This is a genomic window from Mediterraneibacter sp. 210702-DFI.3.120 (assembly GCF_020561005.1).
GTDB classification, from domain to species: Bacteria; Bacillota; Clostridia; order Lachnospirales; family Lachnospiraceae; genus Mediterraneibacter; species Mediterraneibacter faecis.
Genome location: NZ_JAJCNG010000003.1, coordinates 29,968 through 45,404, shown reverse-complemented (window position 1 = coordinate 45,404; position 15,437 = coordinate 29,968). Strand labels below are relative to the sequence as shown.

The following is a 15,437-nucleotide window of genomic DNA, read 5'->3' as shown; positions in this document are numbered from 1 at the left end:
TTTCGCCATTAAGCAAGACTCCAGCCAGCCGCACTCTTTCGGATATTGACGAAATCCTGATAGATACCGGGCTGTTTCAAAAGTTCCTCATGGTTTCCTTGCTGTGCAATCTGGCCGTTGTCTATAACTAAAATCTGATCGGCGTTCTGGATGGTATTCAGACGGTGAGCAATTACAAGCAGGGTCTTTCCCTTCACCAATTCGGAAATGGCCTCCTGAATATAGCTTTCATTGTCCGTATCCACACTTGCGGTAGCTTCGTCCAAAATGACGATAGGTGCATCTTTCAGAATACAGCGGGCAATCGAAATGCGTTGCTTTTCGCCACCGGAGAGTGTTGCGCCGCCCTCACCAACTACCGTCTGGAATCCATCGGGCAAATCCATAATGAAATCATAGCAGCGGGCTTTTCTGGCAGCCTCATAGACTTCTTCTTCCGTGGCATCCGGCTTTCCCATGCTGATATTGTTGTAAATGGTGTCCTGAAACAAATACACACGCTGGAATACCATGCTGATCTGATCCATCAATTCCGACAGAGGTACATTGCGAATATCCACACCCCCTATCATCACATTGCCGGATTTCACATCCCAAAGCCGCGCCAGCAGGTTTGCAATGGTGGACTTACCGCCGCCGGACGGTCCAACCAGCGCCGTCATAGAATTTTTCTTCATGGCAAAGCTGATATGGTGCAAAACCTCTTTATCCTGATAAGCAAATGTAACATCGTTGAACTGGACTTCTGGCTGTCCCGGCTGTGCCTGAGCCGGAATATGCTGCTTACCGTTGTCGGGAAGTTCTGGTTCATCCAATACCGCTTCAATACGATCAAGGGCAGCGTTCATAACTGTCAGTCTGGATGCTTCGCCATAGAGAGCCTTCAACGGGCCAAAAAGATCAAATACAAACAGCAGAACACCCAACACATAAGCCAAAGAAAGCGCACCGCTCTGTTCCAACACAATAGACAGGCCGAAAATTGCCGCAATACCAATACCGTAAAGGATATTCAGCCCCATTGTCCACGGCGTCATTTTCCGTTCAAAGTCAAGCGATGTGTTTCTGGAACGCTTGAAATTGCCGGACAATTCTTCGGATTTTTCTCCAAGCAAGTTATAGCTCTTAATAACACCAATACCCTCTACAAAAGACAGCACCGCATCGGTCAGCCGTTCGCTCTGCTCCTGACGGCCTGCTGCTTCTCGCAGAGAAACTTTATTCATCCCCTTAGATACCAGCCATGCCAAAATAGTAACTATTGCGGCGATCAAGCCAAGCTGCCAATTCAGATAAAACATGAAGGCCAGCAAAACCAGCGAGGACAGCAGATAGCTCATCATGTTTCCCAGCGTACTCATAGCAACTTCTTCAATGAATACCATGTCGGTACTGAGGACAGAACTGATCTTTCCAATATTGCCGGAAGTGAAATAACCCATCGGAAGTTTCCGCAGATGGCCACCCAATTCGATACGCTTGTCAGCGAACATCAAATATCCCGCTGCACTTTGCAGGCTGTCACTAAGATAATGAACGAGCATCTGAACCATCACAACAGCAGCAAGACCAAGTCCCACATAAAGGCAGGTCTGCCCAGTAATTGTCTTATTTGCAAATCCACTCAAAACCACAAAGGCCAGAAAAATCGGCATTTTTGACAGAATTGATTCCAGAAACGCACAAACAAATGCGCCCTGAATACGGCTCTTATAACGGCCGGAAAGTTTCAATATTCTTGAAAACAAAGCAAACATTTATTTTCCCTCCTTTACGGTGTGTACTTTCCACTCGGCGCTGTCCTGTGCCGCTTTCCACAACTTTTGATATTCAGGGCAGGACTGGATCAGCTCTTGATGTCTGCCCGTTGCAACCAGCTTTCCGTGATCCATAACACAAATTTGGTCTGCGTTCATAATGGCTGGTAATTTGTGTGCGATAACCACAAGGGTCTTACCTTTTACAAGCTCTGCAATAGCAGCCTCCATCTTTTCCTCATTTTCAGGATCAGCATAGGCAGTTGCCTCGTCAAGCACCACAATAGGAGCATCCTTTAAGATTGCCCGCGCCAAAGAAATACGCTGGCGCTGACCGCCGGATAGCATTTTTCCTGCATCACCAGCCATCGAATGAATACCCTGCGGAAGTTTCTCAAGGAACTCCATGCACTGGGCTTTCTTTGCGGCCTCCACCACTTCTTCGTCCGTTGCGTTCAGCCGACCAAGCCGAATGTTTTCGAGCAGAGAGGTGTTGAACAGGTATTGATCCTGCGCCACATAGGAGATACGGCTGTTCAGTGCTTCAAGACTCATATCGCAGAGTTTCTGTCCACCGATGGAAATGCTACCTTTCTGTGGGTCATAATAGTGAATCAGCAGTTTTGCCAATGTACTCTTGCCAGAACCAGATTCACCAACAAGAGCTGTTTTCTGTCCAGCTTTTGCCGTAAAGGAAATGTCATGGAGAACTTCATTCATGGTCACCACAGGCTTTCCATCCGGGCCGGGCTGTGTGGTCTGATAACCAAAAGAAACATGGTCATAAGTAATGGTGTCATCTTTTCCATTGAATACATCCTCTGTCTGCTGAAGCTCTGGTGCATCCAGCACCTGCTCCAATGCAGAAATTTTATAGTTGAGCTGGGGCATGGTAGGCAGGAAACCGAGGGATTTCAGTAGCGGCATACCAATGCTTAAAGAAAGACACAGCACCAAAATCAAATTAGGCAGAGTTGACCAGCCTGAGAGAACGAACCATGCGCCCACAGGCAAAGTCAGAATAATAGTGCATGGAAGCAGACTGCTGTAAATTGCCATCCACGGCCACGCCGCCTTATACCATGCCAGCGTGTAGTCTCGGTAATCTGATACATCTTTGCGGAACCGCTCATAGGAATCCGCATCCTTATTGAATACCTTGACAACTTCCATACCGTTGATGTACTCGATAATGGTATTATTCATCTTCTGTCCGGCCATATAGTAAGGCCCCATTTTCTTCATTCCGACCGAATACATCGTCATCATGGCAATCAGGCTGATTGGAATGGATGCCAGCGACAGAAGCGCCAGTTTCCAATCCACAAAGAACATTGCCACATAAACCGCAATAGGAATCATCAGGTTTGCAATTCCCTCCGGCATGGAGTGAGCCAGTAAAACTTCCAGACTGTCTACATCATCTACGAACAACTTTTTGACTGTGCCGGTGCCTTTATCCTGAATGACACCGAGGGGCAGCTTCTCAAACCGTTTTTGAAGCGCCGTTCGCAGACGGAGCAGCGTGTCATAAGCGGCTTTGTGTGAGAGATTCAGTCCCCAGCCATAGAAAAGGGCTTGCAGCACCAGACACACCAAGACAAGAGCCACGCGCGAAATGATGAAAGATGCTCCAATGGATTCACCCATGACCAGCGGCGCTATCACCTGATAAGCCAGCACAAAGGGAAGTACCCCCATCAGGACACTGACCAGCACGATGGTCGTTGCTGCATAAAGCCCCTTCTTATGAGGCCCTGCATATTCAAATACTTTTTGAAACATAATTCCAACCTCCTATCAGGAAAAATATTTTTCGGACAACGTTTTCAAAATTTCTGGCGAGAGCCTTTGATTTTGAATAGCCCCGTCATCATCCAACTGAACCACCTCCGTACAAGTACGGACAATAAATTCAAAATCGTGGGACACCACAAACACGATCACGCCAGAGCTGGAAAGCTGTTCGATCAGTTTGCTGACACGCACCATAGAATCATAGTCCAAACCACTGGTAGGCTCGTCAAAGTAGATTACTGGACTGCCCTTTACGATTGCCGCACCGATAGTAACCCTCTGTTTTTGACCACCTGAAAGGGATGCCGGATGTCGTTCCCGGTAATCTGATAGTTCCAGTGCTTTCAGCGTTTCATTCACTTTTTCCTCGCAATCGTCCCTCATTCCAAGGGAGAGTTCTTCCTCCACGCTGCTGGCAAAAAGCTGATAATCCGTATCTTGCATGACAAGATAGGAAAGTGACCGCCGCTGGCGTGGTGTCAATTTTTTACCGTCAAAGCAGACCTCGCCGCGCTGCTGCTTTAGCAGGCCCGTTAGAATAGATAAGAGGGTTGTTTTTCCAGCTCCGTTATGTCCTAGAATACCGATCACATTTCCTGCATGAGCTTCAAAGCTGACATTTTGGAAAACATTCGGCCCTTTCTTGTAGGCAAAGCCTAAATTGTGAACTTTCAGCCGATGTGTCTCGTCCTTTGTATGTGGCCTTTCCTGATAATGTTCTGCATCGCGTTCCGGGTATGCTGTACGCAGGCCATAAGAAATTCGTGTTTCTTCGGGCAAAGAGCAAAACTGTTTCCCTGTGAACTCATGCTCAATTTTTCCGTTCTGAATCAGAAAGGCTCGGTCAATCAGATCGCGCAAATAATAAAACCGATGCTCTACCACAAAAATGGTGTATCCGGCGTGTTTAAGTTTTTCCATGATTTCTGCCAGCCGTTTGGTAGCGCCATAGTCAAGATTGGCCGATGGTTCGTCAAAAATATACACTTTTGGTCCCAGCGCATAAACAGAACCGATTGCGATCTGTTGTTTCTCTCCGCTGGACAATGCAAAGATACTCCTGTTCAAGTAGTTTACCAATTCTAACTCTTTTGCCGCTTTTGTAATGCGGTCAATCGTCTCCTCGCGGGACAGTCCGAGATTTTCGCAGCCGAAAGCCAATTCCCGCGTGGTATCCGTCATAAAGAATTGAGAACGTGGGTCTTGGAATACCGTTCCAACCTGTCCGGCCAATTCAGACGGCTTCATTTCCAGCAGTGAATGACCATCCATGAGCAGATCACCTTGGATTTCTCCGGGATAAAAGTGCGGAATCAGACCGTTGAGTGAGCGGATCAGGGTTGTTTTTCCGCAGCCGCTTCGCCCAGTCAAAAGAATAAATTCTCCTGTCTGTACGGTCATATCAATGCCGCGGAGGGTAAAGTCTTTGCTTTCTTCATAACGAAAGCTAAAATTCTGAAATGAGATCATCGTCACACCCTCCACAAAATGATTTCCCCGATTTTAGTCTGGTCGATAAACAGCAACCCGGCCAAAAAGAGGATACCCAACAGCGATACCACAATTTCCTGCCATGAAAAACGGATTGGCCGCAGCGCATATCGTTTGCACTCCAATTCCAGACCGCGTGTTGTGCCGGATGCTGCCAGTTCATCGGTAACTTTCAAGCACCGCATCAGCAGAGGTATCAAAATATATTCTATGGTTGCTAACGGATGGGATACCCGTTTCCACACGGTATCACTGATACCGCGAATATCCATCGTGCTTCGGATTTGTCGATATTCAATCCGTAAAGTAGGGATATAGCGGAACATAACAACAAGGGGAATTGTGACTGCCTGGGGCAGCCTCATCCGTTGAAGTGCCACCATTAAGTCATCCATGTATGTAGTTCGCAATATCCAAAGTCCCATCATCATAATGGGAATCAGTTTTAAGACCGTCACGCCGAACACGCTCATAATCACACTTAAAACTGGAACTTGGACATAACGGAGCAGGGCATTGAGATAAGCAACAACAATATATGTCACTATCATTTTAGCAGCCCATTTTTCTCCGTTACCTAAGGCAATAAACAGCCCATAAACCAGCATGAGTGCGAGACTGACAACTTCTCCGACCAGAAAATAACTGACAAAACCAATGCAGACCAAAAGAAGTATCTTGCAACGTGGGTCGAGAAGCGCAGAGCCATGTAGGGGCTGGCGCTTGATTATTTGTTTAATTTGTGCTTCTTCCATTCAAATGTCTCCCTATAAAATTAAAGCGCAGGACTCTTCTCAGCCCCACGCTCTGAAGTCAGGCAGCCCGCTTGCCTGTATTGCCTGATAAAGTTTCAGGTGGCTGATCCTGTTATTTTACTGAAACAAGTCCAGCTTTGATAAAGTGTTTTTTCAATGCTTTCTGACCGATAAAGCCGCCAATCAGACCGCCTACCAATCCGGCAGCGACAATGACTACCAGCATGGGAACGGAAGTAATGTTCAACATTCCCTGAATGTACTCCGGGGCAATATTGTTTTTCTCCATTGCTCCGACAAACGCGCTTTGAAGAAATTTGATAGGGCAGATAGCACTAAAAGCAAAAATAGCACTGAACAGCGCATAGGCTGCCATCATGGACTTCATTGTGATTTCACTCCGACTCATAACCAGGAAATCGCAGATGACACCGCCAATTATCAAACCGATAGGAATGAACCAGAAAGCACCAACCAGAAGAAACAGGATAGCCTGAATTACGGCGCAAATGGTAAACACGCCTTTCTTCGGAACCTTAGCCAGCAGGAGCATCATAACGATGCCATTCGGGATCGCAACAACGGACGGGTAAAATACATTTGTCACCGGGCCAGCCACGCTCATAATGGTGCTGATAACCATGCAAATAATCCACATAAGAGCCGTTAAAACACCGATGAGAATAAAATCTTTCGCATTTAACTTTTGTTTCATACACTTATTCCTCCTCACTTTATTTGGAAAATAAAAATGCGATGCGGTTAATGTTCTCTAACCACATCGCAAATTCTACCAATTTTCGTTGTTATATCCAACCCAAACTCGATTTCATTCTACCCAAAATCGGTATTTTTTTAGGTTTAACCAATCGTATTTTCATCTTTATAGTTCTTGGGTATTACTCCATATTTCTTTTTGAACGCAGCCGCAAAGTTGCTTGGTTTTGAATAGCCAACCAGCATTGCAATCTGACTTACGTTTAAATCGCTTTCCAAAAGCAACCCTGCCGCCTTTTCCAGCCTTTGATCTATGATATATGCGTGAACAGATGTCCCAAATAAAGAGTTAAATCCCTTTGTCAGTCTGGAAACACTGATATTTACCTTTTTCGCCAGTTCCTCACAGCTTGGCGCAAAAGCAAGTTGACTGTCGATAATCCTTTTTGCTTCGGTAATCGAGTCCCTGTCACTTTTGGAAATGCTGATATAGCTCGATGAAAGAATACTGAGTTCCAATACTTCACTCAAATACACAGACAGCAATTCAAAAACTTTGCTTTCCAAGAATAGATACCCTAAACCGCCACGATATTGCGTAAAATCTTTTACCTCCGCAAAAATGTGTTCCATATACGGTGTAACGCTCACTTTTGAAATTCCTGTCAGTAATTTCTTTTCATAAGCGTTTATTTCACTATCTTCAAAGTAGTCATTCAAAATTTTGTGAAAATAGGGCATGGGGATTTTTATATTCTTGAAAAGAAAATCTTTCTTCCCAGAATAACACAAGTATTCCATCTTACCATGTCCTCGATAAATGCAAGATTCACCTTTCTGAACGTTGACACTTTGACGCGCATCTGCAATATTCCACGATACGCCATCATTGAAGCAAAATAAAAGTTGAATATAATCTTCGCAGCTTACACCCTGCACATTCATATCAGAAAAATAGTTCATTTTCCAGTCTGATACAACAGCTCCTTGCTTTGTAACAACCTGTGAAATCTGTCCTGTTCCTATATCAATAGGAATGTCTATCGTCACTGTCTGCGGAGAATTTGAAAGTAAATCATGATACAGTTTACTCATATATTGATTTGTCAATTATATCCTCTCCCTTCTATGTTAGTTTTAACTAATCATATACTACTTTATATTTATTTAACAGTCAAGATAATCATATGTCACCTACGCATTCTTTCTAAAGTATTCATTAATGCATCATACCCCTTCGTTATAGTGCATTATTAATGCATTTCCAAACAAAAATGTGAACTATACACTAGGTATGGAGGTGCATTTATGGCTAAATCTAAAAAAATTGATAAAGAGCTAGGTTTTCGTCTAAAAAAAGCCCGATTGGATCAGAAGCTAACATATGATGAATTATCCGAAAAATCTGGCGTCTCATCAAGATATATTAAAGAAATTGAAAATCATGGTAATGTTCCAAGTCTTGAAAAACTAGGACAACTTATTCGTGCCCTACATATTTCTGCTGACCCGTTCTTTTATCCAGCAGTTCCATCTGATAATCTTGATTATCAACGGCTGTTAGTTTATCTTTCAGAATGTTCTGCTGATCAGATAACCACTATTCTTGCTCTGGTAGAGGCTTATCTTCGTACATATAAAAAACTTGATTAGAGAGAATAATAAACAACTTTCTGAATTATTGGGGCAAACTCATTTTTAGTTTGCCTCTGTTATTTTTTTAGTAAACCAATCTTTTATCTTGTCATTTTCTTTTATGATTTTAAGTCCGGCAAGAATTTGTATTGCATCTACTATTCCCTGATAATACGCTCTTTGTTGTTCTTGGAAATTTGCATGATCCACAATATCCATATACTTTTCTAAAAAAATTCTATATTCTTCTGGCATCTCTATTAATATTTTTTCATACTCTCGATTTACTTTTTTTAATTCTTGTGCAGCCTTTTCCGCTTGTTCTGTTTGAACAAAATATTCTCGTTCTTCTGCCTCACAGCGAAGTTCTTCTAATATCTCTTCTACTTTTTTAAATACTTCATTCATTCTTATATTCACCTTCTTCGTTAATAATTATTGTGTTTTTTAACCGTACTGTTCCCTTTTGCACTCTTTTTTATAACTTTATTCTTTTGAACTTCATCTTTAGAAGTATATTATCAATATTATTCCGTAAAATCAATCATATAACACTTCATCTTTAGAAAGTCGGTAGTTATAATGAAAATTTATTGGAACAAAGAAAATAATTCAAAAAACATAATTGGTCAACGTGTTAAAGAATTGCGAACCGAACGACATATGTCCCAAAAAGCTCTGGCCGAACAACTTCAGCTTGCCGGATACGAATTCAGTGATTTAACTATACTTCGCATTGAACAAGGTTCACGCTTTGTACCAGATTATGAAGTTGTAGCTTTAGCAGAATTTTTCCATGTATCCTGTGAATATCTTTTAGGTATACAAATCCAAAAATAAGCAGCAATCCAGATATCATTCTGACTGATTGCTGCTTCCTTTTTATTCCAAAACCTTCTCTATACATTCCATATATACATCAATAATTAACATTGGTATGTTATAGATAAATACTCTTAATATAACGGAACACCGTATCCATAGATATTACTGCTTCCGATACTGTAATTTCGTCTCGCCACCTTATCCCCACTGTTGCCTTCAATGGTATTCACTGTTCCACCGCTGACGCTCTCCACAATTCCAACATGGTCAATCGTTCCATTATTCCCCCAGTCAAAGAAAATAATATCTCCTACCGCCGGGGTATAACTGGCGTCCCGGAACCTGCCTTTACTTTCAAACCACCTGACACCGTCCGAACAAAGAGAGAATTTCGGAATGACTCCACTTTGGATATAACCGCTCTAGTCTGCACACCATGACACAAAGCAGGCACACCACTCTACTCGGCTTCCAAATCCATACCAACTCCAGTAGGTTGTTCCGCCTTTTCCTTCCTGAGATGCTGCCACCTGAACGATTGCCTGATTACCGATGCCTGTCGGGATTCTTCCAAATGCATAATACTGAAGCACATGCGGTACATACTGCTTGTCCCCATAACTGTTCCACCCCATTCTCTGTGCCATCATATCAGAAAATTCTGCTGCATTTGCAAGGGTATATCCACCTCTGGCTTTCGCCCATTCCAGATATCCATTTCCATAGTTGTAACTTTGCAATGCCAGTTTAATATTTTCCATATCCAGAGGATTTTTTACTCCTGCACGTTCCAGACAGCTTTTTATTTCCTGCACACCACAAGAAATCGAATACTCTGGATCTGTGATTCCATTTGGCTGTCTGGGATATTTTGTATTAAAGCTCCCTTCTGAACACTGCATCGGGTCAAGTCCTCTCCCGCCTGATTCCTGCATCATAATGGCTTTGATTAGTTCCACATACTCTCCAATACCATATTGATTTGCATACTGTCGGATTAGTGGTTCGTATGCTTCTACTTCTGCACTGACGGAAGAAACCGTACTGGAATTATCCCCACCTGTCATGCATAGAAAACCACCAAATAAAATGACGATAATCAAAATCATAACCGCAATCCAACCACCTGCAGTCAATGCACTCAGTAATGCTTTTGTAGCTTCAATCAACGCTTTTATTACATGTGTTACCGCTTTTGCTGTCTTTTTCACTGCAATCCTGGTATTCTGTGCAGTCTGCCTTGCTGTCTGCACTGCTTTTTCTGCTTTTTTCATAGAATAATGCATTGCCCGGACAGAAGCATTTGCAGTCTGCTCCGATGTCTTAATGCTGGTCTTTGCCGTCTGTTCTGCAGTCTTGACTGATTTTCCAGATGTCTTGATGGTACCCTTTCCGGTATTCTTTACAACCTGCTCCGATGCTTTCCCGGTCTTAATGGTTCTTTTATCCCGCTCAATATTCTTGATTTTTTTTACAGCAAGTTTTTTTCCCTGCTCCTGTGCCTTTTCCCCGCCTGAAGGCGGTACTGGTCGGATTTGTTCTTTCGGCTGGTAAACTGTTTCTTCGCCTGCCAAAGAAACAGAAACTTTCTCTTTCTTCCGTTCAATAATCTTTCCTGCCTGTCTACGTACCTGATGCCCTGTTTCGTGAAAGATGCGGTCAGCATACTCGCTGGCCGCATCTTCTGCATAACCTACCGGATTATTCTCTCTATCACTGGATTTCTCCGTCGATTGCATGACAGTTTCTTTTGTTCTGACATAGGAATGTTTGACATGGTCTGTCACCGTAACCGTCTTATCTAATACTTTAATATCCTTATGGACTTGGCGTGTTTTTATCTTACGATCCATCGCTTTCCTCCATTTGAATCTTTATCTAGCGTTCATGATTAGTTTCTTTTTTACTTACCTGTGGCAGTTCCCGGCAGTATTCCGGGTATTTCATGCGGATTGCTTCATAAAAATATGGTGCATAGCCACAATCGAACATCTCGTATGGAGTAGACAAGCTTTCTTCTCCCTTCTCCACATATCCATTCCATAAGTTGAAAGCCAGTCTGGTCAATCGTGCCGAACCGCCTGTCTGCCACCCTTCATGCAATGCTTCTGGTTTAATCAAACGCTCTTTAAAATCAAACATGCGATCAACATGATTTCTGGTATCTTCAGAAATTCCCACACAATAGAAAAATGAACTGTAATAACTGTCGTGCTTTCCGCATTTAGCTAACATCTGATAAAAAAACTTTTCGTGTTCCTTTGATGAAAATCTGATTTCTGACATATTTGGCTCCTTTTCCGGCACTAAAAAACGCCACAAATTGTGACGATTTCCAGTGCCTTGCTTTTCATTATTCAAAATATTTTTAATTTTACATTCTTCCCCGGTTGATACTGTCCTCTCCCGGCTTTGTGGTCATCAGTTTATACAACCTTGTATTGGTTGGAAATCTATTGACGAACGGTACAAGCGAACTTCCGTATTTCACCAGACCACAACCGGCATCTGCATTTGTGATATATCCCATCTGTTCTGTGGAGATATTTAGAAGTGTTGCCAGTTTTGCCCTATCCGGCTCTGCCTGATTAAGCATCACGATATACTCACTGTTGGAAATCATCGTACTTGCAAGAACAGAATCTAACAAATATTCCACGTTCTGGGTAATTGCTGTCGGAAATGCATTACGCTTACGAAATCTTCGCCATGCAGAGTTAAAAAATGCTCCGGAATACTCATTTTCAAATACTACATGAAACTCGTCTAAGAAAATATGGGTTCGCTTTCCCTGTTTCCAGTTCTCCGTTACCCGGTTCAGCATTGCATCAGTGATTACCAGAAGTCCCATGGTCTTTAACTGCTTTCCTAAATCCAGAATGTCGTATACCATGATACGGTTATTCACATCAACATTACTTTCATGTGCAAATGCGTCCAGACTTCCATTTGTAAATAATTCTGATACCAGTGCCAAATCCTGTGCTTCCGGTTCTTCCTGTTCCAGAAACTTTTCACGCAACACCCGTAAAGTCGGCACTGCTCCGCCATGCTGATATTCCTCATAGACTTCCCCTACACATCGGTCAATAATGGAACGTTCCTTCACATTGATCCCTTTTTTATCCAACTGTTCAAACAAAGATAAGATAAACTGTGACTTCTCAATTACCGGATCACCGCCATCTCCATATCCGTCTACCATATCCATTGCATTGATGTGGTCCCTGCTTCCTGCAGCAATGCGAACCACTTCTCCGCCCATTGCTTCAACTAATGATGCATACTCTCGCTCTGGATCACAAATCAGGATATCGTCCTGCGTTGCCAGTGCCAGGAATACAATCTGCATTTTTGCATTAAAGGATTTTCCACTTCCCGGTACTCCTAAAAGGAATGAGTTTGGATTTAACAGTTTTTCTTTATTACACATAATTAAGTTATGGGAGATTGCATTTTCACCGCAATAGATTCCACCTGCGTCCATAATCTCCTGCACCCGAAATGGCATCAACACTGCCACGCTCTCCGATGTCAACGTGCGGACTGCCGGAATCTTCCGGTGTCCGATGGGAAGTGCTGTATTCAGTCCGTCCATCTGCTGAAACTTCAGAACTGAAAACTGGCATAACTTTTTTCGCCCGATTGTCAGAAGAGTTTCCGTATCTGCATCAAGCTGTTTCTTCGATTCTGCCGTATGCACCATAGTCAATATTCCAAACATCATACGTTGATCACGTGTGGTTAAATCGTCCATGAACTCTTTACTCTCTTTTCTCTGCTGTTCCAAATCATACGGAATGACTGCTGAAAAGTTATTGTTCGCATTCTGCCGTCTCTGCCAGTTTGTGATATTTGTTTCCACACCAAGCAGACGTTTTTCAACTTCCTGCACTGCTTCATCAGTCGGAACCGGAATCACATCAATGCTCAGCATCAGATTTCGATTCATGTCGGTCAGTTCTGCGATCATATCGTCTTTGATGTAAGAAGCATACTCCCGAAGAAAAAGTACCCTTCCGTAACGTTCTCCCATGCGGAAATAGTCTTTTTCAAATTCAAAAGTATCCGGGCAGATATAATCTTTGAAGCTGTGCCCTTTTCTCATACTCTCCTGAATATCAAAATGGAAACCCGATTCTTCTCCTGTACGGTAAAAATCATGCAGAATCCGTAACTTATCTTCTCCATTTACCTCTGCACATTTGGAACCCAATCTTGCAAAATGGCTGTTCAGCTCTGTTGTCACTCGTGCAAAATACGTTCTGGCTTCTTCGATCGTTTTCTTATAGCAGGATACTGTCACATATTTTTCCTGCACCATGCTGTTGGAACTGGTTGCCTTATCTAAAAGCATGTTGTTATACTCTTTCCGGTATAAATCCAGTCCGTCCTCCTGCATCGGAATCAGAATTGCTTTTTCAAAATCCACTTTATTCAAGCGGCGATTATTGATCGTTATTTTTGTTGTTCCACCGCAATCGAACGAATTTAATAAATCCATATATTCCAGGAACATGGTTTCCTTATCTACTTTGCTTGCCACCGCATAGTTGATATCCGTAAATTTATAAGTACGTGCAAATTTATTTCTCCCGATTTTAAATATCCCGTCAGACCAGATGGTCTCGATGGGAATTACCTGCTGTACGCTTCTTGGAATTACAAATTTTTCTTTATCCTGCTTGAAGATATTACTCAGCGTTTTTATCATTTTTCTTGCGTCCCTCCTTCTTCATACTTTCTTTCTCATATTTTTTAATGACTGGTTCTACCGCATCAAAATAAAGATTTTCTGACCGGAACATTAGTTTTTTCGGCATCAGGATTTCTGATTTTATCCATGCCCAGATAAACTGCTCCGCTGTCATTCCATGGTATTTCACAAATCCAAACACCACACAAGGGGCAGCTCCCAGTACACAAATCCAACTCACTGTTTCCATACCCATGTATGGGTGAAGCAAAAAATAAAGCCCAACGGCAATCCCGCAGGCTAATACTGAAAAGATAAACTGTCTCAGGGACAATCCAAAAAAGATTGCTTCTGTGTAATCCCTGATTTCCTTGTTAATTTTTACTTCCAAAACGATACACCTCCAAATCGCACATTTGTTATATTTTTCATGTTCTGTTATACTTTTGCTAAACGAAAGGGGGACTGACCTATGCCAATCACTGTTATGATTTCACTTGTTATTACCGTTGCTTTATTCCTAATTTCTCTACTGTTTCGGATTGCTGCCAGATTAAATCTGACCTTACCACTGTTATACTTTCTTGCTGTTTCCACGATTCTGAATCCTTGGGCAGCAAGCCATGAGAAACTAGCATTTGCAATCCTCTATCTGCTGACTGCCTTTTCTGTTCTTAGCTGGATTTCTGCTCTACGACGCAAGTGGCAGGAACATCAATACTACAAAGCTATGAAAGACGATATGTCCTTCCAGATTTCTCGTGCCAGACAAAGAGGGATTCCTTTAGATTCTGTCCATTTTGATTCTCAGGGGAATATGCGGTATAACAATAGCAACAACATTGTAGAATAAATTTTAAGGATGCTTTCGGGCGTCCTTTTTACAATCCCATCATTTCCCTCACTACCCTGTCTGACATCTTCACCGCACCGACCAGTACCAACATATTAAAAATCAATTCTCCAATATAGCTCCACACCATAGTCACTGCCGCTGCATTTGGATCGACTACTGGCGGTGATGATGCAAACAATGAAAATATAATGCAGGCAAGTACCACGATTGCTCCCTCCAGACACACTGCTGCATAGGATTTCAAGAAACTTCTTCCAATATTTTGGCTCGGCTCTCCCGCAAAGGAAGATAACGGAATCGGTGCAATTGCTGTATATAGGAATAATCGAAAAAATCTTCCATATACACTCATAATCATAATGAAGCTCAGAACTGTAATAAAAAGTCCACCGATCAACGTCACCGCCCATAGAGGAATACTTTCAAAAAATCCACAATCTTCTACCGCTTCTATGATTTCGTCCGGTAAAACGGTATCTTCTGTACTTCCAAATCCTGCGGTCTGCATAATTGTACTGGTCACTCCTTGTATGATATTGAATAATGCCATCATCAGCTCCAGTCCATACGTGACTACGCCTTTTGCAATCGCAAAACGGATAAATATTTTTAATGCATGTTCCGGTCTTTTTACCTCTGTAAAACTTCCACAAGTCTTGACCACTCCGACTACAAAGAAAAGCACTAACAAAGCATAGCCGATTGCCTGCAATGCTCCATGGATCTGCACAATCACCTGCCAGATACCACCACCTTTAAAAGTTTCCGGTGACTGTGTGAGTATCTGCCAGATTTCCGCAAGTTTACTGTTCCAGGTATCCAGGGCATTTTGCAAGTTCTGTACTACCCAGTTATCTGACACTTTCTAAACACCTCCTGTCTTAGCCGGGTCGGTGCGGCTCCTTTCG

The 15,437-nt window shown here is 42.7% G+C and carries 14 protein-coding genes and 1 pseudogene; 3 read left to right on the top strand and 12 right to left on the bottom strand.

Annotation, left to right across the window (positions count from 1 at the left end):
- Positions 1–8: 8 nt before the first annotated feature.
- The 6 genes from LI162_RS02910 to LI162_RS02885 form a co-directional block, all read right to left on the bottom strand.
- Positions 9–1,757, bottom strand: coding sequence for an ABC transporter ATP-binding protein (locus LI162_RS02910; RefSeq protein ID WP_156734387.1), 1,749 nt, complete (start codon positions 1,755–1,757; stop codon positions 9–11).
- Positions 1,758–3,542, bottom strand: coding sequence for an ABC transporter ATP-binding protein (locus LI162_RS02905; protein WP_156734385.1), 1,785 nt, complete (start codon positions 3,540–3,542; stop codon positions 1,758–1,760).
- 15 nt (positions 3,543–3,557) lie between these two features.
- The gene (locus LI162_RS02900) at positions 3,558–5,024 is read right to left on the bottom strand and encodes an ABC transporter ATP-binding protein (protein WP_173903450.1); all 1,467 of its coding nucleotides are present in this window, start codon (positions 5,022–5,024) and stop codon (positions 3,558–3,560) included.
- Between the two features lie 2 nt (positions 5,025–5,026).
- The gene (locus LI162_RS02895) at positions 5,027–5,800 is read right to left on the bottom strand and encodes an energy-coupling factor transporter transmembrane component T family protein (protein ID WP_227155693.1); all 774 of its coding nucleotides are present in this window, start codon (positions 5,798–5,800) and stop codon (positions 5,027–5,029) included.
- A 112-nt stretch (positions 5,801–5,912) separates the two neighbouring features.
- On the bottom strand, positions 5,913–6,515 hold the full coding sequence (locus LI162_RS02890; protein WP_156734381.1) for an MptD family putative ECF transporter S component: 603 nt from the start codon (positions 6,513–6,515) through the stop codon (positions 5,913–5,915).
- Between the two features lie 146 nt (positions 6,516–6,661).
- Positions 6,662–7,627 (bottom strand): helix-turn-helix domain-containing protein, encoded by a 966-nt coding sequence (locus LI162_RS02885; protein ID WP_156734378.1) that lies wholly within the window; start codon positions 7,625–7,627, stop codon positions 6,662–6,664.
- 198 nt (positions 7,628–7,825) lie between these two features.
- Between LI162_RS02885 and LI162_RS02880 the strand changes: the two genes are divergently transcribed.
- Entirely contained in the window at positions 7,826–8,170 is a 345-nt protein-coding gene (locus tag LI162_RS02880) for a helix-turn-helix domain-containing protein (RefSeq protein ID WP_009243975.1), read from the top strand.
- A 45-nt stretch (positions 8,171–8,215) separates the two neighbouring features.
- Here the strand turns inward: LI162_RS02880 and LI162_RS02875 are convergent, their stop codons facing one another.
- Complete coding sequence (locus LI162_RS02875; RefSeq protein ID WP_009243976.1) at positions 8,216–8,560, bottom strand: hypothetical protein; 345 nt, start codon at positions 8,558–8,560, stop codon at positions 8,216–8,218.
- A gap of 174 nt (positions 8,561–8,734) precedes the next feature.
- Here LI162_RS02875 and LI162_RS02870 point away from each other — a divergent pair, with 174 nt between their 5' ends.
- Positions 8,735–8,992, top strand: a complete 258-nt coding sequence (locus LI162_RS02870; RefSeq protein WP_044949112.1) for a helix-turn-helix domain-containing protein — start codon at positions 8,735–8,737, stop codon at positions 8,990–8,992.
- A gap of 116 nt (positions 8,993–9,108) precedes the next feature.
- Here LI162_RS02870 and LI162_RS02865 read toward each other — a convergent pair.
- The 4 genes and pseudogenes from LI162_RS02865 to LI162_RS02850 all read right to left on the bottom strand — a co-directional run bounded on the left by LI162_RS02865 (position 9,109) and on the right by LI162_RS02850 (position 14,064).
- Positions 9,109–10,830, bottom strand: a pseudogene (locus LI162_RS02865) (lysozyme family protein).
- Positions 10,831–10,855: 25 nt separating this feature from the next.
- Positions 10,856–11,263, bottom strand: coding sequence for a DUF6075 family protein (locus tag LI162_RS02860; protein ID WP_005337968.1), 408 nt, complete (start codon positions 11,261–11,263; stop codon positions 10,856–10,858).
- Positions 11,264–11,351: 88 nt separating this feature from the next.
- Positions 11,352–13,691, bottom strand: a complete 2,340-nt coding sequence (locus tag LI162_RS02855; protein WP_227155691.1) for a VirB4-like conjugal transfer ATPase, CD1110 family — start codon at positions 13,689–13,691, stop codon at positions 11,352–11,354.
- Positions 13,672–14,064, bottom strand: coding sequence for a PrgI family protein (locus LI162_RS02850; protein WP_156734680.1), 393 nt, complete (start codon positions 14,062–14,064; stop codon positions 13,672–13,674). The genes LI162_RS02855 and LI162_RS02850 overlap by 20 nt, the downstream gene beginning before the upstream one ends.
- An 81-nt stretch (positions 14,065–14,145) precedes the next feature.
- Here LI162_RS02850 and LI162_RS02845 point away from each other — a divergent pair, with 81 nt between their 5' ends.
- On the top strand, positions 14,146–14,526 hold the full coding sequence (locus tag LI162_RS02845; RefSeq protein ID WP_156734681.1) for a hypothetical protein: 381 nt from the start codon (positions 14,146–14,148) through the stop codon (positions 14,524–14,526).
- A gap of 28 nt (positions 14,527–14,554) precedes the next feature.
- Here LI162_RS02845 and LI162_RS02840 read toward each other — a convergent pair whose 3' ends face one another.
- Positions 14,555–15,391, bottom strand: coding sequence for a hypothetical protein (locus tag LI162_RS02840; RefSeq protein ID WP_005342786.1), 837 nt, complete (start codon positions 15,389–15,391; stop codon positions 14,555–14,557).
- Between the last annotated feature and the right edge of the window lie 46 nt (positions 15,392–15,437).

Coding starts and splice junctions, on each gene's coding strand:
- LI162_RS02910 (WP_156734387.1), bottom strand. CDS start 1,757: ATGTTTGCTTTGTTTTCAAGAATATTGAAACTTTCCGGCCGTTATAAG.
- LI162_RS02905 (WP_156734385.1), bottom strand. CDS start 3,542: ATGTTTCAAAAAGTATTTGAATATGCAGGGCCTCATAAGAAGGGGCTT.
- LI162_RS02900 (WP_173903450.1), bottom strand. CDS start 5,024: ATGATCTCATTTCAGAATTTTAGCTTTCGTTATGAAGAAAGCAAAGAC.
- LI162_RS02895 (WP_227155693.1), bottom strand. CDS start 5,800: ATGGAAGAAGCACAAATTAAACAAATAATCAAGCGCCAGCCCCTACAT.
- LI162_RS02890 (WP_156734381.1), bottom strand. CDS start 6,515: ATGAAACAAAAGTTAAATGCGAAAGATTTTATTCTCATCGGTGTTTTA.
- LI162_RS02880 (WP_009243975.1), top strand. CDS start 7,826: ATGGCTAAATCTAAAAAAATTGATAAAGAGCTAGGTTTTCGTCTAAAA.
- LI162_RS02875 (WP_009243976.1), bottom strand. CDS start 8,560: ATGAATGAAGTATTTAAAAAAGTAGAAGAGATATTAGAAGAACTTCGC.
- LI162_RS02870 (WP_044949112.1), top strand. CDS start 8,735: ATGAAAATTTATTGGAACAAAGAAAATAATTCAAAAAACATAATTGGT.
- LI162_RS02860 (WP_005337968.1), bottom strand. CDS start 11,263: ATGTCAGAAATCAGATTTTCATCAAAGGAACACGAAAAGTTTTTTTAT.
- LI162_RS02855 (WP_227155691.1), bottom strand. CDS start 13,691: ATGATAAAAACGCTGAGTAATATCTTCAAGCAGGATAAAGAAAAATTT.
- LI162_RS02845 (WP_156734681.1), top strand. CDS start 14,146: ATGCCAATCACTGTTATGATTTCACTTGTTATTACCGTTGCTTTATTC.